This window comes from Paenibacillus amylolyticus (assembly GCF_003719335.1).
In the GTDB taxonomy this organism is placed as follows: Bacteria; Bacillota; Bacilli; order Paenibacillales; family Paenibacillaceae; genus Paenibacillus; species Paenibacillus amylolyticus_D.
In genome coordinates, this window is the sequence record NZ_RIAS01000004.1 from 232,486 (window position 1) to 259,095 (window position 26,610).

At 47.4% G+C, this 26,610-nt stretch carries 17 protein-coding genes; 10 read left to right on the forward strand and 7 right to left on the reverse strand.

All coding sequences use genetic code 11. The features are described 5' to 3' along the window. Positions 1 to 9: 9 nt before the first annotated feature. On the reverse strand, positions 10 to 2,451 hold the full coding sequence (nirB, locus tag EC604_RS09750) for a nitrite reductase large subunit NirB (protein ID WP_123063986.1): 2,442 nt from the start codon (positions 2,449 to 2,451) through the stop codon (positions 10 to 12). A 648-nt stretch (positions 2,452 to 3,099) separates the two neighbouring features. On the opposite strand from nirB, the gene EC604_RS09755 reads away from it, so the two are divergent. Together EC604_RS09755 and EC604_RS09760 are read left to right on the forward strand one after the other, a co-directional pair. Then, entirely contained in the window at positions 3,100 to 3,693 is a 594-nt protein-coding gene (locus EC604_RS09755) for an ANTAR domain-containing response regulator (protein ID WP_123063987.1), read from the forward strand. Positions 3,694 to 3,711: 18 nt separating this feature from the next. After that, positions 3,712 to 4,788 carry an anthranilate phosphoribosyltransferase gene (locus tag EC604_RS09760; protein ID WP_123063988.1) on the forward strand — a complete coding sequence of 359 codons (1,077 nt, stop codon included), beginning with the start codon at positions 3,712 to 3,714 and terminating at the stop codon, positions 4,786 to 4,788. Between the two features lie 93 nt (positions 4,789 to 4,881). On the opposite strand, the gene EC604_RS09765 is transcribed toward EC604_RS09760, so the two are convergent. Together EC604_RS09765 and EC604_RS09770 are read right to left on the reverse strand one after the other, a co-directional pair. Next, a complete protein-coding gene (locus EC604_RS09765) occupies positions 4,882 to 5,430 on the reverse strand; it encodes an acyl-CoA thioesterase (RefSeq protein WP_186331743.1) in 549 nt (182 codons plus the stop codon). Positions 5,431 to 5,616: 186 nt separating this feature from the next. Further along, on the reverse strand, positions 5,617 to 6,240 hold the full coding sequence (locus tag EC604_RS09770) for an acetate uptake transporter (RefSeq protein WP_123063989.1): 624 nt from the start codon (positions 6,238 to 6,240) through the stop codon (positions 5,617 to 5,619). 535 nt (positions 6,241 to 6,775) lie between these two features. Between EC604_RS09770 and EC604_RS30810 the strand changes: the two genes are divergently transcribed. Together EC604_RS30810 and EC604_RS09780 are read left to right on the forward strand one after the other, a co-directional pair. Next, positions 6,776 to 11,980 carry a fibronectin type III domain-containing protein gene (locus tag EC604_RS30810; RefSeq protein ID WP_123063990.1) on the forward strand — a complete coding sequence of 1,735 codons (5,205 nt, stop codon included), beginning with the start codon at positions 6,776 to 6,778 and terminating at the stop codon, positions 11,978 to 11,980. 423 nt (positions 11,981 to 12,403) lie between these two features. After that, the gene (locus EC604_RS09780) at positions 12,404 to 12,580 is read left to right on the forward strand and encodes an aspartyl-phosphate phosphatase Spo0E family protein (RefSeq protein ID WP_123063991.1); all 177 of its coding nucleotides are present in this window, start codon (positions 12,404 to 12,406) and stop codon (positions 12,578 to 12,580) included. Positions 12,581 to 12,765: 185 nt separating this feature from the next. Here EC604_RS09780 and EC604_RS09785 read toward each other — a convergent pair whose 3' ends face one another. Further along, positions 12,766 to 13,695 carry a response regulator gene (locus EC604_RS09785; RefSeq protein ID WP_123063992.1) on the reverse strand — a complete coding sequence of 310 codons (930 nt, stop codon included), beginning with the start codon at positions 13,693 to 13,695 and terminating at the stop codon, positions 12,766 to 12,768. A gap of 424 nt (positions 13,696 to 14,119) precedes the next feature. On the opposite strand from EC604_RS09785, the gene EC604_RS09790 reads away from it, so the two are divergent. Next, positions 14,120 to 15,553, forward strand: coding sequence for an alanine/glycine:cation symporter family protein (locus EC604_RS09790; protein WP_123063993.1), 1,434 nt, complete (start codon positions 14,120 to 14,122; stop codon positions 15,551 to 15,553). 201 nt (positions 15,554 to 15,754) lie between these two features. Here the strand turns inward: EC604_RS09790 and EC604_RS09795 are convergent, their stop codons facing one another. Beyond that, positions 15,755 to 16,594: a methyl-accepting chemotaxis protein gene (locus tag EC604_RS09795; protein WP_429350252.1), complete on the reverse strand. Its 840-nt coding sequence runs from the start codon at positions 16,592 to 16,594 to the stop codon at positions 15,755 to 15,757. Between the two features lie 297 nt (positions 16,595 to 16,891). Between EC604_RS09795 and EC604_RS09800 the strand changes: the two genes are divergently transcribed. Continuing rightward, a complete protein-coding gene (locus EC604_RS09800; protein WP_123063995.1) occupies positions 16,892 to 17,584 on the forward strand; it encodes a Crp/Fnr family transcriptional regulator in 693 nt (230 codons plus the stop codon). Positions 17,585 to 17,780: 196 nt separating this feature from the next. Here the strand turns inward: EC604_RS09800 and pepT are convergent, their stop codons facing one another. Next, complete coding sequence (gene pepT, locus EC604_RS09805) at positions 17,781 to 19,019, reverse strand: peptidase T (RefSeq protein ID WP_123063996.1); 1,239 nt, start codon at positions 19,017 to 19,019, stop codon at positions 17,781 to 17,783. 377 nt (positions 19,020 to 19,396) lie between these two features. On the opposite strand from pepT, the gene EC604_RS09810 reads away from it, so the two are divergent. Both EC604_RS09810 and EC604_RS09815 read left to right on the forward strand, forming a co-directional pair. Then, a complete protein-coding gene (locus EC604_RS09810; RefSeq protein ID WP_123063997.1) occupies positions 19,397 to 19,591 on the forward strand; it encodes a 2-hydroxymuconate tautomerase in 195 nt (64 codons plus the stop codon). 74 nt (positions 19,592 to 19,665) lie between these two features. Further along, a complete protein-coding gene (locus tag EC604_RS09815; RefSeq protein WP_123063998.1) occupies positions 19,666 to 20,700 on the forward strand; it encodes an NADH:flavin oxidoreductase/NADH oxidase in 1,035 nt (344 codons plus the stop codon). A gap of 967 nt (positions 20,701 to 21,667) precedes the next feature. On the opposite strand, the gene EC604_RS09820 is transcribed toward EC604_RS09815, so the two are convergent. Continuing rightward, on the reverse strand, positions 21,668 to 22,435 hold the full coding sequence (locus EC604_RS09820; protein ID WP_123063999.1) for a class I SAM-dependent methyltransferase: 768 nt from the start codon (positions 22,433 to 22,435) through the stop codon (positions 21,668 to 21,670). A gap of 194 nt (positions 22,436 to 22,629) precedes the next feature. On the opposite strand from EC604_RS09820, the gene EC604_RS09825 reads away from it, so the two are divergent. Further along, entirely contained in the window at positions 22,630 to 23,049 is a 420-nt protein-coding gene (locus EC604_RS09825) for an SRPBCC family protein (protein WP_123064000.1), read from the forward strand. A gap of 427 nt (positions 23,050 to 23,476) precedes the next feature. Continuing rightward, the gene (locus EC604_RS09830) at positions 23,477 to 26,590 is read left to right on the forward strand and encodes a hybrid sensor histidine kinase/response regulator (RefSeq protein WP_123064001.1); all 3,114 of its coding nucleotides are present in this window, start codon (positions 23,477 to 23,479) and stop codon (positions 26,588 to 26,590) included. Positions 26,591 to 26,610 lie beyond the last annotated feature (20 nt).

A 26,610-nucleotide genomic window follows, 5' to 3' on the forward strand; every position in this document is an offset into this window, starting at 1 on the left:
CCTCCTCTTCTAGTGAGCTACCGGTTCTGCACCGGACAGTGGGGTGAAGTTTTTACGCAATTTCTCATCTTCAATAATCTCTTTCCAAGGATCTACCGTGTGACCCAATGTCACTTCCAGACGTTCCACCAGTGCGAGACGTACATCGCGGTCCGCCAGAGCCTCCTTCACATGATCCAGACCTACCCGTTCAATCCACGCCGCTGTTCTCTCATTCCATCTTGCGTTCTCTCTATAGTATTGCAGGTAAGCGTAAGTCCACTCTTCGACTTCAGCATCCGTTTTCACCGTGCATAACAGCTCGGCTGCGCGAACCTTCACACCGCCGTTGCCGCCGACATGAAGCTCCCAGGCTCCATCAATGGCTACGACACCGAGGTCCTTGATGGTAGCTTCCGCGCAGTTCCGCGGGCATCCGGAGACTGCCAGTTTTACTTTCGCTGGAGCGACCATCTTGTCGAGTTTTTTCTCCAGGCGAATGCCCATTTCGATCGAATCCTGTGTACCGAAACGGCAGAACGTATTACCGACACATGTTTTTACTGTACGTAATGCTTTGCCGTAACCGAAGCCGGAAGGCATATCGAGCTCTTCCCAAATCTTCGGCAGATTTTCCTTCTGTACGCCAAGCAAATCGAGTCGTTGTCCACCTGTGAATTTGACCATCGGCACATCATATTTCTCTGCAACTGTTGCGATCTTGATCAGTTCTGCCGGGGATGTTACACCACCGTAAATCCGCGGAATAACTGAATAGGTGCCGTCCTTCTGGATATTGGCATGGTAACGTTCATTCGTGAATTTGGATACCCGCTCATCCTCATATTCCGTAGGCCAGATCATGCCAAGGTAGTAGTTAAGGGAAGGGCGACATTTGGAGCAGCCTTCTGGCTCATCCCAGCCCAGTACGTTCATGACTTCTTTGACGGTTTTCAGGCCCATCTCCTTGATTTGTGCTACAATTTCATCCCGGTCATACGAAGTACAGCCGCAAATACCTTCTTTGGTTTGCTCGCCTACGTTGTCCCCTGCATAATAGGTGAGCAATGACTCCACGATTGGTTTACATCCTCCACAGGAAGCAGAAGCTTTCGTACAGGATTTGATAGCACCGACGGTGTTACATCCTTTATTGAGAACAGCATCGCCGATGGCAGCTTTCGTTACACCGTTACAGCCACAGATGATCTCATCATCCGGCATGGCAGCCATGCGTTCTGCTACAGACGGGCCGGATCCGGAACCGCCAGAAGGCGCGCCGAGCAGAATTTCTTTTTCACGGCCGCTGATGTCCTCACCGCTCTTAATTAAGGAAAAGAGAGATGCGCCATCGGTCGTATCACCAAACAACACTGCTCCGACGAGCTTGCCGTCTTTGATCACCATTTTTTTGTATACACCGTCTACATCATCCTGGATGCGAATGCTGCGTGTGTCCGGTGAGTCCTTGAATTGTCCGGCAGAGAATACGTCGACTCCCGAAACCTTCAGCTTGGTTGAAGTGACCGATCCTTCGTATCCTTCGGTTGCTGCACCAGCGAGCCGTTTGGCAAGAACCATACCTTGTTCATATAACGGAGCTACGAGTCCATAGGCAATACCGCGATGTTCCGCACATTCTCCTACAGCAGAGATTCCAGGGATACTGGTATGCATATAGTCATCCACGATGACCCCGCGATTAACGTCCAGGCCGCTGTTTCGCGCCAGTTCAATCTGCGGGCGAATACCGACCGCCATCACGACGAGGTCTGCCTCAAGCACCGTTTGATCGGTGAATCGAAGGGCCTTAACGCGGCCTTTGCCTGTAATCTCTTCGGTATGTTTGTTCAAAAGGAACTTCATGCCTTGCTCCTCAAGCTCTCGCTGAAGCATTAATCCAGCAGGTAGATCCAGATTTCGATCCATCAGATGTCCGTTAATATGAATGACGGTCACGTCCATGCCCAGATTTAATAGTCCGCGGGCAGCTTCCAGACCGAGCAATCCGCCGCCGATCACTGCGGCCTTACGATATTTCTGGGATGCTTGCATCATCGTTTCACAGTCTTTAATATCACGGAAACCGATGACCCCTTCTTTATTCGCGCCTGGGAGAGGCAGAATGAATGCCTGTGAACCTGTCGCCATAATCAGCTCATCATAGGATGCGTGAACTCCATTCTGAGATACAACTTCCTTGCGTACCGTATCAATCTGCACGACAGGGTCACCCGGATAGACATGGATACCGTTATCTTCATACCAGCTCCAGTCGTTAATCACGATATCTTCAATGGATGTTCCGCCTGCGAGAACGGAAGATAGCATGATTCGGTTGTAGTTTGGATGCGGCTCTGCGCCAAAGACGGTAATGTCATACGCATGTGGTGCGAGTTTCACAATATGCTCAATTGTACGAATTCCCGCCATACCATTGCCGACCAGCACCAGTTTTTTCGTTGTACTCATTGTGGTTAGCCCCCTCAGATCCATTTCTGTATTCTGTGTACTACACTGCCTTCGCCTGTTCTTAAAAATCGAAAAAGCCTGTCATGCCTCGGAGGACTGCGCATATACATACGCATCCCTTATCTCCGAATTTGCAAAACAGGCTTCATTGCCGTTTCAACCAGCTACGCCGTTGTAACTGTGAGTGATCCTTCAGTTATAGAGTTCTTATGGGTTAACTATAAAATAATGATCTATTCGTGTCAATATAGTTAACATAAAAAAGTATTTGAAATTTGAAGTTAATTATGTTTACATGAGTTTAAAGAAAATCTGAATCGGAAACGGAGAATATGGCTCTAAATAATAAAAATAAGAAAAAAACTCCATTTTATGCTTCTGAAACGTTATATAATGTAGGAAATATGCCATGGTGAACACAGTGAATCCATGATTTGTTCCACTTTAACCCGTTGAGATTAGACCGAGGATCAAGTTGTATCTCGCGGCGCCTCGCATGAATACTTCAGAGTACCCTGAGATTTTGAAATATAGATGTTTATTTCTTGTTTTTTGTCAGGTAACATGACATTATATCGCTTTCGTGTGTTAATGTATTAAAAGCGAGCACGGGGTCTGTATATCAATATAAGGAGGGATTGATCCATCATGCGATCCATATTGGTCATCCGAGTACAACCCATTCCGGCCGGCTCGTCCGAAGCAATCCCTCTGACACCAGAGAAGTTGCTGGGAGCGGTTGGTTATCATGTGCAGGTCTCGGACAGTGAGGATGAAGTGATGAAGCTTGCTCGTGAAGTCGATGCCTCCATCCTGCATTTGTCTCTTGCGGACGTGGCTTATTGGGTAAAGCGGCTGGTTGAGGAGAAGTCGGATACTCCGCTTCTCTGGTGGTGTGCTCCAGATACAGCATCTTCCTCTGCCCATGACTGCGAGGTTGACACCTCGTTTGATGGCATCATTACACCGTCCATGGCTGGGCCGGAAATTCACTGGACGCTGCACTTTGCTGCGCGGCGTTATATGGAACGCAAGCAATGGGATCAGGAGCGGAAGCAACTGCAATCCAGACTGGAAGATCGGAAATGGATTGATATGGCGAAGGCGATCTTATGTGATTTAAAGCAGATCTCCGAATCGGAAGCCTATGATTTGTTACGCAAAAAAGCGATGGATGAACGCAAACGGATGGTCGATGTAGCTACAGCGATTGTGAAAGCACATCAACTGCTCCAGTCATAATTGGGAGGAGGATGCTCTATGGATATGTCTCAGATCCTCAGAGAGGTAGGGCGCGGCAAACGAGGTTCGCGTGATCTGAATTATGCAGAGGCACTCATCGTTGCCGAGAATATATTGAAACAGCAAGTTTCTCCTGCCCAGACGGCTGCATTTCTTATGGCAGAACGGATGAAGATGGAGAATGTCGAGGAAATGGAAGCCTTTGTCCATGCGTGCCGGAACAGTGCGGAGCGTTCCTCCGTATTTCAGGATAGTTTGGATTGTGCAGGTCCTTACGACGGACGAACCAAGTCATTTATGGCAACATATCCTGTGGCATTTGTACTGGCAGCAACGGGCTTGCCGGTTACGCTACACGGTAGTGAACCTTTACCGCCCAAATGGGGAGTTACATTGTCTGTTGTATTGAGAGAGGCAGGGATTGATACACGAAGGATGGACCGGGAAAATGCCCGGAGTGCTGCTCTCCATACAGGTGTAATGTATGTTTCTGCAGAAGACTGGTGTGAGCCGCTTCGCAGACTTCGCCCATTACGGGAAGAACTGGGTTTTCGGACGGTACTGAATACAGCCGAGAAGCTGATTGATTATAATCATTCGCCTTATCTTGTTTTTGGGGTGTTTCATAATACGTTTCTGGATCGAATAGCCAAGCTTCTTACTCGTTTTCAGTATCAACGTGCTTATGTTGTTCAAGGTATGGAAGGGTCGGAGGATCTATACATTGATCGTCCTACACGTGTATATGCTGTGGAAAATGGTGAGATGAAGCTTGAACTCGTAGATCCTTCAATCTACGATCTGGATATGCCTGTGCCGGATATGATCTGGACCGCGGCGAAGCAGGTTGAAGTGGCCGAGAGTGTGCTGCGTGGTGAGGGTCATCTCACATTTGTGAATCAGGTGTTGTTGAATGCGGGCTTTCGTCTATATGTTGCAGGGCGTGTCCCTTCCATTGAGCAAGGGATATATACCTGTAAACAGCATATAGAGAGTGGGGCGGCATTCCGTCTCTATCAACAGTGGTGTGTTTCTATGGGAGGAGAGTTGCCGGATAGCAGAACGATATCGATCTATCCGGCATCATCTGGTTAATCTGTTCATTGAATTTGGTAACACTCGTGTTACTTCGAATTGTATATTTCAGCGTAAGGTACTATTTCCTCTTTCATTTGCTCTGTTCTGTGCTTATTCCCAAGGATACGTTACGGTCAGGAAGTCAGCGAACTTTTTGCTTTCTTCCCGCCGTTGTTTCCGCATAGCTGCCCGGTCAGGTGCAGTCTCGTACAGCTTTTTCTCTTCTTCGGTCTCGGGAATGATCCGGGGAACAATCAGTTTGCGGTTGTTTTCATCCAGAGCTACAAAGGTCAGGAAGGCTGTCGCCGCGATTTTTTTCTCCCCCGTCTTCAGATCCTCACGAATGACTTTCACGAAAATTTCCATGGAACTGCGACCAGTCCACGTCGCGAATGATTCAAGTGTTACGGAGTCTGTAGGATTAATCGGGTACAAAAAATCGACAGAGTCGGTTGATGCAGTAACGGTATTTACCCTGCACAACTTGGAGGCTGCGATGGAGGCAATATCGTCAATGTAGGACATCAACTTGCCGCCAAACAAGGTGTTGTGATTGTTAACATCTGTCGGGAACACCCGTGCCGTTTTGAAGCAACGCGTTTCACGTACATACTTTCTCTCCGTTTGATCCATCTCCGTAGGTTTCGGTATCTCTCTCATGTCTCTTCCTCCTTGCAGTATGGCCACCATCACTGTATTTCTAATGCAGCATTTCTTGCGGATTCTTTCTCCCTAGTATAGGTGTCGGTCAGAATCATATTCAAATGTAGAGGTATGAGACTCGCTTATACGAAAAAACCGCCAGGCGCGGACCGGCGCGCAGGCGGTGGAACATCAATCTGTATATTAAGCCTTAGGTCTGAAAATACCGGACGGTTTGCCGATCGGAAGGAAAGCATAACCGAAGTGAGCATTCAGAACGGAAGCACCTGTACCATACAGGGACACAATGCCAATCGCCATCTCAGCGTATGCAGCGATTGTATGGAAGATATGTGGTGCTACGCCAAAAGCGTCAAAGGTCAGACCAAGGAACAAGAAATCGATCAGAATGAAAATGATAAGCAACACTTTGTTGGCTTCAACGGCGCCAATCGTCATGAACAAGGTGAAGATCAGGTATCCGGCAAAAGCAAATCCAAGCTGCTTGCCATCGGTCTGCTCAGCGAGAGTAGAGCCGAACACACCCATTTTAATCATCCAGTTGGCACCCATGGCGAACCAGAAGAAGGCATACGCACCGAAAGCAGTGGTACCGAAGGTGTTGTTGCGTTTGGAATCCTGAATACATGCGAATAGTTGGGCGAAAGCACCCAGGAAGATCGCCCACGGAATAGCGTAGCTAAGTCCGTCGGTAATGCCGAGCTTTTGGGAAGACGCGACAAGGGTTACGATCGCAAGCCCAAATAATCCCATCGCGCTGGGATCGGCGTTTATGATTTTGACTTTAGTCTGTGACTCGGTTTGCATGGTGTTGATAAGCCTCCAATAATATCAAATCTGGATGATGAACCTGTACAGGCCATCCTCGAACTTCATTTGGCATCCGCCGGACCCGGACACACATATCGCCCTATTGTAACCGAATGGCCCGGTTAAGGAAAGGGGATTTATTACCTGAAACAGCGGAAAACGGTTGCTTATGTGACAGTCAGTTGAATGGGTTGGCTTTAATATATCGGGTTTGTGGTGAAAAAAGACGGATAATTACATGTTATTTCCAGAAATTTAACGTTAGTATCGAGGGGAAATCAAATCTGCAGTTCGGCCGAGCCTGAGAGTGGCGGCATAAACTGCGGCAGGAAAGGGGGAACTGGAATCGGAACCAGGGAAGGACGGAGAGGGTCGTAAGTAGCGGAGGAAGGTTGTAAACCAACAAAATGCAAGCGCTTACTTATTTGAATTCAGCAGGAAAGTCTGTACGTATTCCACGATCAAGAAGTGCAAGGTCATGATGATAAGGGAAGTGGAAGGACATGTTGAAGAAACGAAAGGGTGGGTGTAGATGATTGCAAAACAGACACGACAGCTGGGCTTGATTTTGCTGATATTTATATTTACGATTTCCAGCTTGGGATGGAGTGCATTCTTTGGCACGACAGCAGTAAGTGCGGCAGAACCGGATTCAGCTGTTGATACGGGGGAAACAACCGTTTATCAATATGATTTTGGATCAGGGGCTGTGGCGGAGGGGTATACCGGTGTGGGGGCGGATGCAGTTTATACAACGGAACGGGGATATGGTTTTGCGGATGCATCTAAGGTGACGGTGCAGGACCGTGGAACGAGTGATCCGATCAAGTCTGATTTTGCAACATTTGCTGCAGGTGGACAATTCAACGTGGATCTGCCGAACGGTGACTATACGGTCTCGCTTGTTGCCGGGGATGCAGCCGGAGCTACAGAGATTGCAATAGATGTAGAAAGCATGAACAAGGTGCAGCTGAACAGCAAGGCTGCAGGCGAGTATTTGGAGATGAATTTTGATATCGCATTGGTGGATGGTCAGATGAATCTGGTCTTCTCCGGTGCTGCTGCGAATTTGAATGCACTGGTTATTACCAAGCAAGCTGAGCGTGATGCCGGAAGCAAACCTGTTCTGTATCTGGCAGGGGACTCCACGATGCAAACCTACAATCCGTATTGGGAACCGCAAGCGGGCTGGGGGCAGATGTTCCCTTCCTTTTTCAATGACTCTGTGGAGATCAAAAATCATTCCATTGGCGGACGCAGCTCCAAGTCATTTATTTTTCAAGGGAGATTGGATGAAATTCTGAGAGTGATCCGTCCAGGAGACTATCTATTTGTACAGTTCGGACATAATGATGCCACCATCAGTGTGCCTGACCGCTACGCTTCCCCGGCCGATTACAAAATCTATCTGAAAACCTACATAGACGGTGTGCGGCAACGGGGGGCAACGCCGATTCTGGTAACGCCGATGGGGCGCAGGGACTTCAATGCAAGTGCGGGCAAATTCAATGTTTCCTTCCCTGAATATGTTCAGGCAGCCAAAGAGGTAGCGTCCGAAAACGATGTGCTTCTGATCGATCTGAGCAGACTCAGTGTTGAGTATTATGACTCGATTGGGCCTGAGGCTACGTTGTCGGTGTTCCTGCATGTTGCACCGGGGATTTATCAGGCGTTCCCTAACGGAGTTGCTGACAATACGCATTTTCAGGAGTATGGTGCCATTCAGATCGCAAGAATGGTAGCGGGTGCGGTGCGTGAACTTGATATTCCATTGGCGGATGCAGTGAAAGATGCTGAAGTGCCTGCCGAGGTTCCGGTGAAACCAAGCGGTTTGAAAGCTGGCAGCATCAGCAATGCCGGTGCTGTATTGAAATGGACAGCAGATGATACAGCGGATATCTACAAAATCTATCGCAAGCTGTCCTCCGAGCCAGCATCTGCGTATACGCTTGCTGGAACAGCAACGGTTCCAACCATGACCTTATCTGGCCTTACCGAAGGTGAGACCTACATGGTACGTGTGACTGCCGTGAATGGTCGAGGCGAATCCGAGCCTTCGGACGAGGTGAGTTTCACAACGAAATCGGCTGCATATCGATACGACTTCGGTCCAGTGGGCTCTCCGGTCGCAGAAGGGTATAACGAAGTGACTCGAAATACGTTATACACGCCGGAGCGAGGATATGGCCTTACCTCTTCGGCCAATATGGCCGATCGGGATCGTGGCAGTGCCACGGATGCGCTGCGCCGTGACTTCGTCATCTATTTTGGCGGGAATTATGAGTTTAAGGTAGATATGCCGAATGGCGGTTATTCGGTTAAAGCCTACATTGGGGACTGGATCGGCTCCGCTCGAACCAATATCAATATCGAGGGCAAGGACTATGGGACGGTATCTTCCGGTGCACAGAATATCGCAGAAAAAGTGATCAACGATGTCCAGGTTCAGGATGGTCAGATGAATCTGGTGTTTAGTGGACAGACCGCGCATCTGAACGGTTTGGAGATCACACCAACCTTTATGGCTCCATCCGGGCTTCAACTGGATGAACTCGATCTGAACAGTGATCCGATCCGTGCAGTATTGTCGTGGGAGGCAGCTGCTAGAGATGTACAGTACAAGGTCTATCGGCAATCTGCCGGAGCAACTAAACCCGAATTGCTTGCTACAGTTGATAATCCTGCCTACACAGATAACCAGATCGAACTTGGGATGAACTACGTGTACACAGTATCGGCAGTGGATCAGACAGGAATGGAGTCGCTGGCATCCAATGCACTGAACGTATCTACAATTGACCCGAGTGTAACGAAAGCGGAAGCACCTTCCGGGCTGGCGTTACAAGAGATCCAGAAAAACGATGTCTCCTTCATATGGAATGAAGCTACTGGTGCACGATTTTACCAAATCTATCGTTCCAAAAGCCAGAGTGGGCCGTATGAGATGATTGGTCGGACCAAGGAAACTTCGTATAAAGACTCCACCATTCTTAGTACGGTTCCTTATTATTATAAAGTGGCCTCAGTGAATGCAGGTGGCATATCCGAGCTGTCCAGCGTGCTTGAAACTCCGGTAGCCACAACGCTGAACCGGGCCATGGAGTATTTGGATCGTGCACCGGTTGCGGTGAAAACGGGGCAAGGCAACTACATCGGTTGGCGCATGCTGGGCCTGGATGCGGATTCGATCGCTTTCAATCTGTATCGTGATGATGTGAAGCTTAACGCAGAGCCGCTGACAGGAAGCACGAACTATACGGATGCCGAAGGTGTGGACAGCTCTAAATACCGTGTTACAACGGTAGAAAATGGAATAGAGAAGCCAGCGACGAAAGAGTTCGGTGTATGGCAGGAGCAATACCTGTCTGTGCCGCTGCAGAAACCTGCCGATGCGTATACCAAAGACGGGCAGCCGTATTCCTATTACGCAGGGGATGCCAGTGTCGGGGATGTGGATGGAGACGGCGAGTACGAAATTGTACTCATGTGGTCGCCGAATAACGGCAAGGATAATTCTCAGGCCGGCATTACCGGCATCGTATATATGGATGCCTACAAGTTGGACGGAACCCGTCTCTGGCGGATCAATATGGGGCCGAATATCCGGGCAGGTGCACATTACTCACCGTTTCTGGTCTATGATTTTGATGGAGATGGCCGCACTGAACTGATGATGAAGACCGCAGACGGAACCGTTGACGGACAAGGGAAAGTCATCGGGGATGCGAATGCAGATCATCGTAACAGCTCCGGATATGTGCTGCTGGGTGATGAGTTTCTAACCGTATTTGATGGAGAGACCGGGGCGGCGCTGGATACGGTGAAGTATGATCCGCCGCGCGGAGATGTTGCTGCATGGGGGGACGGATACGGAAACCGTGTAGACCGCTTCCTTGCGGCTGTTGCCTATCTGGACGGGGAGCATCCGAGTGCGATGTTTAGCCGCGGGTATTACACACGTACGGTGCTTGCTTCTTACAATTTTCAGGATGGTAAGCTCAGTCAGGTATGGCGTTTTGACTCGAACGATGAGGGTTATGGTTCCTACGCAGGTCAGGGGAATCACAACTTGTCTGTAGGTGATGTGGACGGTGATGGCAAGGATGAGATTACATTCGGAGCGATGGCGATTGATGATGATGGCAAGCCGCTATACAACACAAGACTGGGACATGGAGACGCCATGCATCTGAGTGACCTTGATCCAACCCGTCCGGGCATGGAGGTATTCGGGGTACATGAGGATCGAAGCTCGAAATACGGCATGGAGATGAGAGATGCAGCCACAGGTGAAGTGCTGTGGGGCGTGTTCACGGGGATGGACACGGGGCGCGGCATGGCGGCTGATATCGATCCAAACTATCCGGGTGCTGAAGTGTGGGCAGCCACAATTACGAATGAACAGCATATCCCGATTACCGGACTGTACAGTGCCAAGGGAGAGTTGATTACAACCAAAATTCCTTCCTCGACCAACTTTGGCATCTGGTGGGACGGAGATTTGCTGCGTGAATTGCAGGATGGTATTCGAATTGACAAGTGGGACTACGAGAACCAAACTACGGTTAACCTGCTGACAGCAACAGGGGCTGCTTCCAACAATGGAACCAAAGCCAATCCAAGCTTACAAGCTGATCTGTTTGGTGACTGGCGTGAGGAAGTCATTTGGCGCAGTCAAGACAGCACCGAGCTGCGGATCTATACCACGACCGATGAGACCGACGTGCGGCTTCGTACGCTGATGCATGATCCGGTCTATCGCCTCGGCGTAGCATGGCAAAATGTTGCTTATAACCAGCCGCCACACACCAGCTTTTATCTCGGTACAGACATGGAGCAACCCAAGGCACCGAATATTCGTTATGTGGGTGGCAGTCAAGAGCCAGAAGACACTACACCTCCAGTCATAACAGGTATGCCTGCGGAGCAGTTGAGTGAGGATGATGTGCTTCAAGTGAAGGTGAAGGCTGAAGACCCTGAATCGGGGATTACACGTCTGGAGCTGACTTGGGATGGCGGGATTGTGCAGTCAGGGGATGAGATTGCACTGACTGGGCTTGTCGGCAAGCATATCTTTACGGCTCGTGCGGAGAATGGTGCAGGACTGAGCGCCGAGGCAACCGTTGAAATAACGGTAGTGGCCGGGGATCAGGTTGCCGGTGCTCCCGGAGTACCTGTTCTGTCAGACAATAACGGTCACGGAAACGGGCTTAGTGATGGAACCTATACGGTGACCATGAACATGTGGTGGGGGAATAATGGTACGGAGTATAAGCTCTATGAGAACGGAGAACTGCTGGATAGTCAGAAGTTATCTGCATCTACCCCTGCAGCACAGAAGGCATCCACTTCCATTCAAGGTCGGGCCAATGGCACCTATATATATACGTGTGAGCTAACGAATGCCAAAGGTAAGACGGAATGTCAGCCGCTGACGATAACCGTTCGTAATGCTGAACCATCCAAGCCTGAGTTGTCCCACGACAATTGGGATGGAGATGGCAACTATACGATCACAATGAATATGTGGTGGGGCACAAATGCCACATCATACCGATTGTATGAGAATGGTACTGAGATTGACAGCCAGCCGCTAACAGCATCTTCTCCTCATGCGCAGACAGCCAAGGTTGAGATCAAAGATCGTGCCGTCGGTGATTATGAATATGTAGTGGAATGGATTAATGATAATGGGAAGACTACAAGTGAAACGATACAAGTGAAAGTTACGAACTGATATTCCACATCTAATAACGGATATCCAATGTGTAAATATACGTCAGCATAACAACAGGAACGCTTCATCCGACATAAATAAGAGGTAACCGAGAGCATCTCTCCATTCTCAGAAGGACACCAACTATGGGGTTCGAGATTGGAGGGGTGCATTTTGGTTTATTTTTATAAAATACACAATTATGACACAAAACCTTTTCATGCGGAAAAGGCATAAACAGAGGCTACGTATAGAGTGGGGAGAAAGTGACAACATGGCGTTACATCTGGTATTTTTCACCAATCTCTATTAGAATAAAATTAGCCCTTTCAAATTTTGGAGAAGCATACAAAACATCCATGTCTCCTATGCCATATGTTAATCCAACTATAGATTGACAGGAAACACTACAATGGAACACAAATGAAGGAGGTATCAGGGGCCATGGTTATGAGTTTGGATTTGAAAAATAAAATAGAAAAAGCCAGGCATAACCTTCATAAACTGGTGGAGCATAATAAGGGAAGGCTTGGACATCCTGAAGTCATTCGCCAGTCAATGGCACTGGATGAATTGATTAATGAGTATAATCGAATATCCCGGAGTCAGACGCGAACGTGAGAGTGGTATGAAACGGGAATGCAACTATATATCGCAACAATGTATCATGATATGACTTGTATGGTTTGGGCGAACAGAGCAGCACATCAACCCCAATCTAGGAAGGGCATGAAGACCGCCGTCAGGGCTAATCTCACATCACTGTGAGAGAGCTTTGAAGGTGGATCATTCATGCCCTTTTGGGTTTAATGAAGCATGCGTTTGGCTTCCAAGTACAACACCTGCACGAATTTTTTTGTATTGATACGGGTTTGGGATAGTGAGGGCTCCACGTTGTTTTGCAGTTCGAGCATTTTTTTGCGAATCTCGGTAAAATCAAAAAATTTGGAAGCGTAGTTCTCAAATTTCGGATGGGTATAATCCGTCAATCCAAGAGAAACCACATGGCTCAGTGTCTGAAAAATGGCTCTGCGTACCCGCTGTTCCGATGCTTTTACCTCTTTGGTAATGTCTGCAACCGAGGCAGTCTCTCCTAGTTTACGCTGAGCTACTTGCTGGAAGATGTCTTTGAGCGAAGGAAAGGTGTAAGGTGATAGCTTATGTTCCTCCGTCTCTAGTTGTTCGAGGTATTCCAGCATGTCTAGTAGATCTCGGCTGCCCGCCTCCCCAATCATGCCCATCTCGGACAATAGAAAATGACCTGTGGTAGTAATGGTTTTGTCCGGAGCCTGTGCCTGCTTGCGCTCACCTGTCTGTAAACCCGTCAGTCCTTGTAGCGTACGCTGAATATCCGCTATAGACTGCTGCATACGCAGTCTCTCTTCAACAAGGCGCAACACGGATAAAATCTCCAGCCGGTTAATCGGTTTCGTAATATAATACTCAATGCCTAAGGAGTAGGCTTCTCCAATCATGTTTTTGGACTCAATCTGGGAGATCATTACGATCTTGCCTTTGAACTTTCCTTCAAGCGCACGAACGGTCTGTATCCCGTCTTGATGCGGCATCAACAGATCGATCAGCAGGACATCCACCTTATGCAGCTCCAGCAATTCGGCATGAATATGTGCTCCATCCTCGGCTTCCCCGGCAATGTCACCCAATCCTTCATCTTCAATAATGTCCATTAGCATGGAACGCACGCTTGGATCATCATCCACGATAAAATAACGCAAATCTTTCACGTCCTTTCCAATTCATCACGGTGTTGCTTGAAAAGCTCTATTTAAACGGCGATTCTTGTCGCCATAAAATCTTGTTTACTTCACATAATGGCTATCTCCATCTCCTGAGGCACCTCACCTATCATACTTCCCAATCGCGATTCTGCATAGAAGCTCACATGTGAGGTTAGATGACAGTGACTGGATGAGAGAGGCGCATTTTCAAAAAAAATGTGCAGAAATCATGTAGGTATTTGTCTATTTCGGTAGATGCGCTTGTAGTATAAGTAACATGTATTAGTCTGAGTCTATGGTTGTGTAAAATGTTGCAAATTTTCAGTTGTTTCAAGCACAACACTCGGTCAGACACAGGGCTGGGATAAGAAACGAATGCAGTAGTCTTTTTTTATAATACATCATAATAAGGGGCGTATCGATGGAGCAAACAATACAAGATGTTGTCGTTATTTTCAATGATTTTCTCTGGTCTAAACTGTTAATCATTCTGCTGGTCGTCTGCGGTGTCTATTTCACATCGAAAACGAAGTTCATGCAGTTCCGTATGATCGGTGATATGGTCAAGGTGCTCAGAGAGCCAAAGAGCAAGGAACCGGGTAAAATCTCGCCATTTCAAGCCTTTTGTATCAGTATGGCCGCACGCGTGGGTACGGGAAACATTACAGGGATCGCACTTGCCATAGCTTTAGGGGGACCTGGTGCTGTTTTCTGGATGTGGATTATTGCGATTATCGGATCGGCTTCGAGCTTTGTTGAGAGCACGCTGGCTCAGATCTACAAGGTTAAGGACAAAGGCGGATTTCGCGGAGGGCCGGCCTACTATATGGAGCGGGGGCTTGGAAAAAGATGGATGGGGGTTCTTTTTGCTATCCTGATCACCCTTTCGTTCGGCTTGGTCTTTAACGCTGTACAGTCCAACACCATTACAGTGGCATTCCAGAACTCTTTTGGAACGGATCGCTTGACGGTTGGTATTATTATGGCCGTTGTTTTTGCAGGTATCATTATGGGCGGGGTTAAACGGATCGCGAAAGCATCAGAATATATCGTGGTTGTGCTCGCAGTGTTGTATATTGGTGTGGCTGCATTTATCGTGCTCGCAAACATCACAGAACTTCCAGCCATGATTGCATTGATTGTGAAAAATGCCTTTGGCATCGAACAGGTCGCTGGCGGGACACTGGGGGCTGCGCTGATGAATGGCGTGAAACGCGGATTATTCTCAAATGAAGCCGGGATGGGTAGTGCACCGAATGCTGCGGCAACGGCAGATACCTCTCATCCGGTCAAACAAGGTCTGATCCAAGCGTTTGGCGTTCTGACAGATACACTGGTTATTTGCACAAGTACGGCTATGATTATTTTGTTATCCGGGGTATATCAGGGTTCAGATCTGGGTGGTATTGAGCTGACTCAAGCTGCGCTCAGTGTACACATCGGTTCGTGGGCGTCAGGCTTCCTGGCAGTGATGGTATTCCTGTTTGCCTTCAGTACGTTGATTGGTAACTATTATTATGGGGAAACAAACATTGAATTTATTAAGTCTAACAAAGTTTGGCTCTGGATTTATCGCGTTGCTGTAATTAGCATGGTGCTGTTCGGCGCGGTAGCGAAGGTGCAACTTGTTTGGGATTTGGCTGACTTATTCATGGGGCTGATGGTTGTGGTTAATCTGATTGCCATTTTGATGCTGTCTAAAGTCACTTTTGAAGCTTTGAAGGATTATAAGCGTCAAAAGGCCGAGGGACGTGATCCTGTCTTTACCCGTGATCGTATTCATATTCCTGGTGAAATTGAATGCTGGGAGTCGGAAGAGGAAGTAACGGGTGCAGAGCTGGATGCGACAGGATAATATTGTGCATGATTTAGATTGATGTCAATTCTGGTTCGTTCAAAGGTTTAATAAACAAACGAATAAGCTTGTTATAAGGCACCATAAAACAGGACTTGGACTACCATGATGGCATCCAAGTCCTGTTTAGTACATACTTCAATCTATTAATAAGGTTTTTATGTGGATCGTTCGTGTAGGAGTTGTTCTTGTTTCCCTATTTTACTTTTGTACGGAGTAAGTGATTAGCTGCTCAGACAGAGCTTTCATACGTGTGCCCGTATCATTCAGCTTCTCGATGACATCGGTGAACGATGCAACCAGTGTTGCCTGTTCTTGTGAAGAAGCGGCGATCTGGGATACTTCAACCTCCATCTGCTGAATCACTTGCTGTACCTCTTTCAAGCTGGCATCAATATCGGTCGTTGCTTGTTTCGCATCAACAGATAGTTTACGCACTTCGGATGCCACGACACCAAACCCGGCACCGGCTTCACCTACACGGGCTGCCTCAATTGCGGCATTCAGGCCAAGCAAGTTGGTCTGTTCGGAAATTTCACGAATGAAACCAGCAACCTTGTTAATCTGGGATGAGTTCTGGACAGCCAGTCGTGTGTTCTCCAAAATCTGCTCACTGGTAGCCTGCAATTCTTCGGCATGAGCGGCTACATGCTGCACCATGTCAACAAGGTTTGCATTGATGTCTTGATTTTCTTGGACGATGTCCTCCAGTTGATTCTGATTCGATTGGTCATAGGACACACAGAATACAGCAACAACGTTATTATGATCATCAAAGATAGGAACATTCAGTGTGTCTAGCTCAATTCCATAAATCTCCTTAGGTAGTGTAGAGAGGGTGGCTTCTCTTCCATTTTTCAAAACGGCGAAGTTTTGAAAGGATTCCAAAAGTCTCATGCCTTTTTCAAAACCAAGATTGAACTTCTCTGTCATAATTACATCTAATACTTTCTCGTGGTCATACACGGTCAGGCTGGCTGGCTCCCGAAGGATTAGACTAATATACGGCAAGGATTTTAACAGTGCATCAATAATGTTTATGTTACTCATGGAACTAAATCATCCTCTCAATATTTAAATGTGAAGTGAATTGGAAAATTTGCAGAACCTCTATTGTTCATCGGACAAAAATCGGATATCCTGAATGCTTGATTGCATGAAATTCGAACTATTTTCCAAATGAACTTCGAACTTTTTCCCATGTGGTGCGTTTTCTTGGATATTAGTTCTAGTTGTAACTGTTTTTATGCCAATTATTCGTTGCGAATTTGATTGAAATATAGGACATGTGTCCATTTATTTTGTTAATCAGATAGATCACGTTGGAGGTGGGGTTGGATGAAGGAAGTGTTGAACTTTGAGCTTATGCGGCAACTTGTGCGGGAGCATGAATTAGATCAGGTGCTGGACGAAACGTTAATAGCCGAGCTGCGTCTGCTGGAGGCGGAGAAGGGCGAGATTATTTGTGAAAAAGGAGAACGTCCTGAACGCTTATATTTTCTCGTTGAAGGTAAGCTCAAAATCTTCACAACACTGCCAAATGGCAAGTCACTGTTGCTCAGATTCAGTACACCACTTTCCCTTGTGGGTGACTTGGAGCTTGTGAACGGAAAAGAAGCGAACAATATCGTGCAATCTGTGAATCGCAGTTTGTTACTCGCCATCAGCTACCGTGTCATTCAGAACACGTATGCCGAGAATCCGAAATTCCTCCATTTTATGCTGAGTCAGGTGACACACAAGCTGTACACGTTCTCCAATCTGTCGAGCCTGAACATGTTGTATCCTGTTGAAAGCAGGTTTGCCAGCTATATGTTATCTACAGCTGATCAAGATACGGCTGCATCAGAGGAGATTCAGACATCCAAATTGACGGAACTTGCTGATCTGCTGGGTACCAGCTACAGGCATCTCAATCGGGTCATTCAGGACTTGTGCAGACGAGATATTATTCGCAAAGTAAGACGAAAGATTATCATTCAGAACGTGGAGGAACTGCGAGAGATTGCAGGAGGTAATGTGTACGAGTAAATTGCAGGAGATCATAGTACGAATAAGTAAGTGTCTTTGCACCATGCAACGTTGTTCGCTGACTTACTTTACATTCCTTGTACCCCGCATGTTCAATCCCGCCCGTCATAATAAAAAGAGCACCCTTCAACGAATAAGGTGCTCTTTTTCATTTGGTCTTATATATATGAATCGACCTTGGTCCTATCTGCTTCGATCAGACATTTCCCTGCTGCTCAAATAATTGTGCAATCTCCACAATGACCTGTGTGGCCTTTACCATATTATCTACCGATACGTATTCGAACTTGCCGTGGTAATTTTCCCCGCCCGTGAAGATATTCGGTGTTGGCATGCCCATGTAGGAGAGCTGGGAGCCGTCTGTTCCTCCCCGAATTGGGCGAATAATTGGCTCGATACCCAGTTTTGTCATAGCTTCGTGCGCGATATCAACGATCTGGCGAACCGGCTCAATTTTTTCACGCATATTATAGTACTGGTCGTTCATCTCTACCGTAACACTTTTATCTCCATACTTCGCTTGCAGTTCGCTTGTGATGTTTAACAGGTTGGTTTTGCGTGCTTCAAACTTCTCCCGATCAAAATCGCGAATAATATAGTGCATCTTCGTCAGCTCTACATCACCTTCCATCGCCAGCAGGTGGTAGAAGCCTTCATAACCTTCAGTCGATTCAGGTGCTTCCTCTACAGGTAGCTTGCTGTTTAACTCCATCGCGATTTTCAGTGAATTCACCATTTTGCCTTTTGCCGTGCCGGGATGCACATTCGTACCACGTACCGTAATCTTGGCCGCTGCCGCGTTAAAACTCTCATATTCCAGTTCCCCCAGTGGCCCACCGTCTACGGTAAACGCATATTTAGCACCAAAGGCAGCGACATCAAACTTGTGTGGACCGCGGCCGATCTCTTCATCGGGAGTAAAAGCAACCCGAATCTTGCCGTGTTTCACTTCCGGGTGCTCCATCAGATAAGCCATCGCGGTCATGATCTCGGCAATCCCTGCTTTATTATCTGCACCTAGCAGTGTTGTGCCGTCGGTGGTAATCAACGTATGGCCTTTATACTCATGGAGTTCCGGGAAGTCTTTGGTGGACAAAATAACGTCCAGTTCTCGGTTCAGCACGAGATCTGCACCGTCATAGTTCTCGACAATCTGTGGTTTTACATTTTTTCCGGTAAAGTCGGTGGCTGTGTCGAGATGAGCGAGGAATCCAATGACAGGCACATCCTTGTCCGTATTGGACGGAAGGGTAGCCATTACGTAGCCGTTCTCATCCATCGTAACTTCTTGCAGTCCGATGGAGGTACATTCTTCAACAAGCACCTTGCCCAGCGCCAGTTGTCCGGGCGTGGATGGGCAGGTGTCACTATTTTCATCGGATTGGGTATCCATCTTTACGTATGTGCTGAGTCTCTGAATCAATATATCTTTCAAGTGTAATCGCTCCTTTATGGGTAATATATAGGTTGAATATGATGTGCCAGGCAAGACAAGTGTAACGTTATCATTCGATCGCATTATCTTCAGGGAATCGGGTACTCCAGAATGTCTTTGCGTTTTGCTGGATTTTGAATTTTGACATCCTCTTGAGCCTTTCAAAACGGAAGCCTATTGGTAGGATATCCCTTTTGGCGGGCTCGTAACGCTATCATACCATGTTTTGGCCTGGTTACGAGAAGGGTATTCTGCTGACGCGATGGAATGTGATATGAAGCTGAGAAGACTGCCTGTGGAAGGGCACAAAAAAGTGCGTACTTGAATTTTTGAACCTCAGGTTCATAATAGCTATGAAGAAAGGATGTGTTTAGATCATGCCATTTATTACAGTGAAGATGCTGGAAGGCAAAACAAAGGAGCAGAAGCGCCAGTTGATCGAACGAATGACCGAGGTTGCTTGCGATACGCTGGGTGTGGAAGCAAGTAAGGTTTTTATTTTCATAGAGGATTTGGAGCAAGATAACTACGGCAAAAACGGGAAAATGTTCTCCGATCAGGAACCAAACTGATTAAGTTCGGGCGGATGACATATTCACGCAGCTGAACTACAAATATAAACCTTGGATAGGAGTTGTACTTAACAATGGCAGAGCAGTTATTCTCACCTTATCAATTCAAAAGCCTAGAGTTACAGAACCGTGTCGTTATGGCGCCCATGTGCCAATATTCGGTCACAGCCAAGGACGGCATCCCGAATGACTGGCATCAGGTTCACTATGTGAGCCGTGCCGTTGGTGGAACAGGACTGATTATTATCGAGATGACGGACGTCGATCCGGATGGACGCATTACGGACAATGACCTTGGGATCTGGTCAGATGAACATATCCCGGCCTTTACCAAGCTGGTGGAGGGAATACATGCCCATGGCTCTAAAGTGGCGATCCAGATCGCACATGCAGGACGTAAAGCCGAGGATGCGCCCCAGCCTGTTGCTCCATCTGTTGTCACGTTCCCGGGAGAAAAATATAAAGAGCCGCGTGCGTTGACCACCGAAGAAGTGGAAGCGATGGTACAGAAGTTTGCAGATGGCGTGCGTCGCGCGGTTCGGGCGGGCGTGGATGCAATTGAGCTTCATGGTGCGCATGGTTATCTGATTCACCAATTTCATTCTCCGCTGATGAATCATCGCGAGGATGTGTATGGACAAGATCTGTCTCGTTTTGGCGCAGAGGTGATTCATGCGGTGAAAAAAGAAATGCCTGCTGACATGCCGCTAATTATGCGAATCTCTGCGGTGGAATATGCGGACGGGGGGTATGATCTCGATCATATGATTGAGATCGGTCGTGCCTATCAGGAAGCAGGCGTGGACATGTTCCACGTCAGCTCCGGGGGCGAGGGGCCATCCGGTCAGCGTAAACCTGGTAACTATCCGGGGTATCAGGTTCCTTTTGCCCGTCGTTTCCGGGAAGAGTTGAAGGCGCCTGTCATCGCTGTAGGCATGCTGGAGGATGCAGCACTGGCACAGTCTGTAATCGGTAATGGTGATGCTGATTTGGTTGCGATTGGAAGAGGTATGTTGCGTGACCCATACTGGGCTAATCATGCAGCCCTTGAGCTGGGCGTTAACAAGGAGCAGGCGGCGATTGCCGAGCAATACTCCCGTGGATATTAAAGGTTCTGTTGGCTGACGCCTACTATCAGGAAGCAGGACACCGGGTACTGAGTGCTGGGAAAGTGATCCTGCGGCTTATTTATAGATAGGGATGCCCAGGGAGCATATTCGTATGGTCCCTGGATATGATTATAGATTTTAGAGAGCTGTGGAGTATCGTGAGATGGTATGAACATGAATATGAATATGAATATGAGTATCAGCATGAGTATAAGTACTAGTGTAAGTATAAGTGTGGACATGAGTGCTAGGGTGAGGCAGGAGCAAGCAGCAATGTGAGTATGAGCAAGAGTATGAGTAAGAGTAAGAGTAGGAGTAGGAGCAGGAGCAGGAGCAGGAGTAACAGTAACAGTAAAGTATTGGTAAGCGTAAGCGTAGTGGTGAACGTCAGAGTAGGAGCGGTGTGAGTTTAGAGTAAGGGTGTTCATATAGGGTAAAACGGGTGTGGTGAGCGCTAACGATCAGGAGAAACCTTATTTAGGCAAATGGAAGCTTCCAACATTTCTAACGATCACCAGAGACGTTATTTGGCTAATTTTGCTTCATTGGAGACGGTTTTTCAGGTTTTTCGATGAAATAAGCTCACTGGAGATCGTTAGAATTTTGAGAGCCCCTTTTAGGGGCAAATAAGGTTCGTGGTGATCGTTAGAAGTTCAGTTCTATATTTTGATTTGCCACAATACTTCGCATTGTGTTTTCTTGAATCGTTTGTGAATCGTTCGTGGTAGCTGACTGGGTTAACCGGTGTTATTGGCTGCATATTGATACAATGAAAAGTGAACACCCGGTTAACTCACAGCATTGCATACTTCTTTCTACATTCTCCGAACAATCGTAAGATTGGAGATTCGTAACTTTAAACGAATACAATGGGCGAACTCAAACGACGAGCCATAAACGTAGCTGTCAGCCTAGTTCAGTTCGGCCTAGTATAGCCTAGTTCAAATAGCGCACCAAACTCATATAACTAACTCTTGCGCCTTGCTTCATATACGAACTTTTGGCTGGAATGTGTAGGGGATTGCCCGGGATTAAAATCTGCATAGACTTCAATATCGGTGAATCCAATCTTCTCCAACACAAGACGTAACTCCTCCATGCCATACCATCTTAGGGTGAGTTCCTGCATCTCTGTGCCTACGAGTTTGCCTTGGTGCCATTGTTCGTAGCGAATCAGGTTTGTTTTGTACTGATGAAGCAGATTAACTTCGGTCGTTCTCACTTCAACTGTAATCGTGTCACCATCGGGTAAGTGGATAGTTGAAGTATCGATCGAAGCGGGTTGAGTTATGTCAGGCAAAAAGAGATCAAAGATTAACTTGCCCCCTGGTTCCAGGTGATCATACAGATTTTGCAAAACTTGAATAGAAGAACTACGATCCTGAATAAGCATCAGTGAACCGCTTGGAATAATAATGGCTTCGTACCGATAGGGAAGCTGCAAATTTACGAGATCGGCTACAAATAGCTCAGGCATAGGTAGATTACGTTCGGTACATCGAAAACGGCAGGATTGAACCATAGCTTCCGAATAATCGACTCCATTCACTTTCAACCCTGTTTCGAGTAATGGAATGAGCATTCGGCCTGAACCTGACATCGCTTCAAGGATGCGTCCGTTGCAATGTTGCAGCAGGTTGCTGTAAAATTCAATATCGCCTCCCAAGGAGTGTCCAATAGGCTTGGTCATATCGTATACCTTGGTGCATAAAGGGCCGTAATAACTGAATGACATTGTGTAATACCTCCACTAGTAAGTATGTTTAATACAGAAGTGTGGAAGGTGAATTTTTGCGGAACTATCCCTTCCAGCAAAAGTGTTTGGAAATGGGTTTTTCAGAGCAGACTATCATAGGAATCACACACCTTATATGTAAGATAAACCCATTATAGGTTGAGTTAGAAAAAAGCGTCAAGGAGGCACCATGAATGGAATCATCACCAACAGCATTACCAGATATTAAGGAAGAACTTGTATTGATGGCACCTGCGGAAAAGGTATGGCCGAAGGTCTCAACAGCGGAAGGTCTGGGGTCATGGTTCATGCCCAGCGACCTGGAGCCTGTTGAAGGACAAGAATTCACACTGGAAGCGGGGCCGTTTGGACAGTCTCCTTGCCAAGTGATTGAAGTGAAGCCGCAGCAAAAATTGGCCTTTCGCTGGGGTAAAGACTGGACGTTGACATTTGAACTCGCAGAACAAGCGGAAGGCACCCATTTTACATTGATTCATAGCGGCTGGGATGCGGATAAACTGACTGAATTCGGACAGGCTCACGCAGTGATCCGCGAACGTATGGCTCAAGGTTGGGCCGGTCTTGTACAGAAGTTGGCCGAAGCCGTCAAGTAAAGCTTAAAACGCCGCCGAATATGATGAAATGGATGATGTGCGTTGCGTAGCTAAATAAGGAAGTTATGAAGCGATGCTAGGCTGTTAATTCGGACGAACATAGGAAGCCGTGAATGGATGACAGGCTATCGTTAGATTAACAGAGAACGTTATGATAGGTAGGTGTAATTCCCTGCAAGACTTACCCTACGAGCATCACTTGAGCCCCGGCTTCTCCCTGGTTTCCATCTGGCGAGAATAAGTCCGGGGCTTTTGGGCTGCAATTTCCCATAAGAAAGCCTCAAAAGTATTTTTTTGCTATCAAATGGGCTAAAACTGCTCATGAACTATTTCCGTGAGCACCGGAAACGTGTAACATGGATCTTATAGAAATAAATCGACAAAAAGTGATATCTGTCGCTGTAATGAGGGTGGAAGGAATACATAGATGAGAAAACACTGGATCATGCTGACGCTAAGTTTCATTTGTGTTGTTCTGCTTCCGCTGGGTTGGATCGCCCAGGTATGGATCAGTGAGCGGGACAATCCTCAGGCGATAAAGGGGCGTATAGATCTACGTCAATGGGAATTCAGCCAGGAAGGTGCTGCTCCGTTAAATGGCATCTGGGAATACTATCCTGACAAGCTGCTCGGCCCGGAAGATTTTGAAGCGGATATGTCAGGCCGCAGACCATTGTCCGCACCTATGGGGGTTCCGGTTCCGTCCAAATGGAATGCAGCACTTGGCAAGGGAGAAGGTTATGGAACATATCACTTGCAAGTGAAACTCACCCCCCGTCACTTGCAAGATCGTTATGGGATTCGTACGCAGAATATCCGCATGTCACATCGCATTTTTATTAACGGAAATCTCATAGGGGGTATGGGGGCCCCTGGGGTAACGAAGGACTCGGACCGTCAAATGAATCTACCCTTTACAGGCTTTACTTCTATAGAGGGAGATACAGCTGACATTATTATTCAGGTATCTAATTATAGTTATGCCTCCGGAGGCATAGTAGCATCTGTTTTATTCGGGGATGAAGGCAGTATTCTCCGGAGTCAACAGCTGGAAGGGCTCAAGGATCTCATGACCTTGTTTGGATTTATGCTGCCCGCTGTTTTTTTTCTCGTGTTATTCAGGCTGCGACGAAGTGAAAAAGAACTTCAATTTCTAGGACTTTTCAGTCTATCGGGGGCATTGTACGCTCTCACACATGGAGAGAAGCTGCTTGCAACCTTTATACCTTTCCTGACGCACGATGCGATGCTCCGCATTCAACTTCTCAGCGGAGCGTTCTCGTATTATTTTTTGCTTCGATATCTAGCTGCACTAGTACCGGGAGCCGTCCATAATTGGTTCGTGCGTTTGGGTTTGATTTTGCTGATTGCTCAGTCTCTGATTGGTCTTACTTTTCCAACCACGCTGTTCTCGACCTTTGAGGCGCCGATGCTGCTCATCTCGTTCTCCGTTCTGATCTATGCCATACGAACGATGATCCATTGGTCGCGTAAAAGGACGAACGACAGCCACTTTGCTCTGGTCGGCCTTATGAGCATTATCATGGTTGTTGTGCTGTTCACCATCGGGGCATTTGTGGCGGTTGACACCGCCTTTATCGCTTTGCTTGAACTTCTGTTATTTGTTCTGATTCAGATGTTTGTTACAGCCATTCGTTTTGCACAGTCATTCCTTGAAGTGGAGGCTTTGTCGGAGCGCTTGCTGGTGATTGACAGCCTCAAAGATGAATTCATGGCGAATACATCGCATGAGCTGAGGACACCGTTGCATGGCATTATTAACATTGCGGAGTCTATGCTGGAAGGCGCTGCAGGCGCTGTTACTCCAAAACAAGCCAAAAATCTGTCCATGATTACCGCCACCGGGAAGAGGTTATCCCTGTTAGTCAATGACATTTTGGACTTCTCCAAACTGAAAAACAGCGAAATCGAGTTGAATCGTGTTCCTGTTGATCTGGAGTCGGTCGCTCGAACGGTTGTTGAAGTTTCGGGTTTTACGTTTGGGGACAAGCCCATCGTGCTGATTCAGCAATGGCCTGATGCATTGCCGCTGGTGCAAGCGGACGAGGATCGACTGCGGCAAATTCTCTATAATCTTCTTGGTAATGCTTACAAGTTTACAGAGCATGGTGTAATACGGCTGTATGCCTCTGTTGAAGGGGATAAGGTTAGAGTATCTGTTGCGGATACTGGCGTGGGCATTGCACCCGAAAGGTTAGACAATATTTTTCAATCTTATGAGCAAAGCAATGGAACGATGGAACGGGCTTATGAGGGGACTGGACTGGGCCTCAGCATCACCAAAAAACTCGTTGAGCTGGGTGAAGGTGAAATATGGGTTGAATCAGAGCCGGGAGTCGGATCGACATTTCATTTTACGTTACCCGTTGTACAGTTACCGTTGCTGCAAGATCAGACCAGCCCTGTTAAGGCTCGTTATGTGACAGCGCAAGGGAAAAAGACGAAGGACTACGTTGCTAGGGATTCGAATGACTCCAGTTCACTATATGAGCAGAATGAGAAGCACATTGGGGAACCTACGATTCTGATTGTGGATGATGACCCTGTGAATCGCCATGTGCTTCTGAACTTGCTCTCTACGGAGCATTACCGGGTCATCGCAGCAGACAGCGGCTTTAAAGCCATCGAGCTGTATGAGCAGCATCCATCCATCGATCTGGTTATTACCGACTGGATGATGCCGAAAATGTCCGGTCCAGAGCTTTGCCGCAAGCTACGGGAGCATCGATCGTTGTCCGAGCTGCCGATTTTGATGCTAACTGCTCGTGGATTACCCGAAGATATTCGGCACGGTTTCCAGGCGGGCGCGAATGATTTTTTGAGTAAACCGGTCGATGCGGGTGAATTACGGGCGCGGGTTAGGACTCTAATTGAGCTGCGTACTTCTGTACAGGATACGATTCGAACGGAGATGGCCTTTCTTCAGGCGCAGATCAAACCTCATTTTCTTTACAATGCGCTGAATGTAATTATTGCAACTTGTGCTGTAGACCCCGACAAGGCAACGGATCTGCTGATCGAACTGAGTCATTACTTGCGAGGCAGCTTTGATTTTCAAAATCGAGAGCAACTGGTTCCCTTGTACAAAGAACTCGAATTGGTGGAGTCCTACGTTCATCTGGAACAGGCGAGGTTTGAAGACAGGCTTGTCGTTAAATATGAAGTGCAGCCGGACATAAGGTTGTTTTTGCCACCGCTCACCATTCAACCGCTTGTAGAGAATGCGATTCGTCATGGGGTCATGGAGAGGGCCGCAGGCGGTACGGTGCGGCTTCATATATTCCAGGAAGGTGACGATGTCATCGTTCGTGTGCAGGATGACGGTGTTGGCATACCTCCTGAACGGATGGCTCAGGTGAAATCAGGCCGAACAGAAGGTCCAGGAGGTGTTGGGCTGCAAAACATCAATCGCCGTCTTATGTCGCTCTACGGACAAGGACTGAATATCCAAAGTCATGTAGGAAGCGGTACACAAATTCAATTTCATATTCCGCTAAACCAGGTTCATCATTTTACATGAGACTTTAAGTTCGTGAATTT

Coding starts and splice junctions, on each gene's coding strand:
- nirB (WP_123063986.1), bottom strand. CDS start 2,451: ATGAGTACAACGAAAAAACTGGTGCTGGTCGGCAATGGTATGGCGGGA.
- EC604_RS09755 (WP_123063987.1), top strand. CDS start 3,100: ATGCGATCCATATTGGTCATCCGAGTACAACCCATTCCGGCCGGCTCG.
- EC604_RS09760 (WP_123063988.1), top strand. CDS start 3,712: ATGGATATGTCTCAGATCCTCAGAGAGGTAGGGCGCGGCAAACGAGGT.
- EC604_RS09765 (WP_186331743.1), bottom strand. CDS start 5,430: ATGAGAGAGATACCGAAACCTACGGAGATGGATCAAACGGAGAGAAAG.
- EC604_RS09770 (WP_123063989.1), bottom strand. CDS start 6,240: ATGCAAACCGAGTCACAGACTAAAGTCAAAATCATAAACGCCGATCCC.
- EC604_RS30810 (WP_123063990.1), top strand. CDS start 6,776: ATGATTGCAAAACAGACACGACAGCTGGGCTTGATTTTGCTGATATTT.
- EC604_RS09780 (WP_123063991.1), top strand. CDS start 12,404: ATGGTTATGAGTTTGGATTTGAAAAATAAAATAGAAAAAGCCAGGCAT.
- EC604_RS09790 (WP_123063993.1), top strand. CDS start 14,120: ATGGAGCAAACAATACAAGATGTTGTCGTTATTTTCAATGATTTTCTC.
- EC604_RS09800 (WP_123063995.1), top strand. CDS start 16,892: ATGAAGGAAGTGTTGAACTTTGAGCTTATGCGGCAACTTGTGCGGGAG.
- EC604_RS09810 (WP_123063997.1), top strand. CDS start 19,397: ATGCCATTTATTACAGTGAAGATGCTGGAAGGCAAAACAAAGGAGCAG.
- EC604_RS09815 (WP_123063998.1), top strand. CDS start 19,666: ATGGCAGAGCAGTTATTCTCACCTTATCAATTCAAAAGCCTAGAGTTA.
- EC604_RS09820 (WP_123063999.1), bottom strand. CDS start 22,435: ATGTCATTCAGTTATTACGGCCCTTTATGCACCAAGGTATACGATATG.
- EC604_RS09825 (WP_123064000.1), top strand. CDS start 22,630: ATGGAATCATCACCAACAGCATTACCAGATATTAAGGAAGAACTTGTA.
- EC604_RS09830 (WP_123064001.1), top strand. CDS start 23,477: ATGAGAAAACACTGGATCATGCTGACGCTAAGTTTCATTTGTGTTGTT.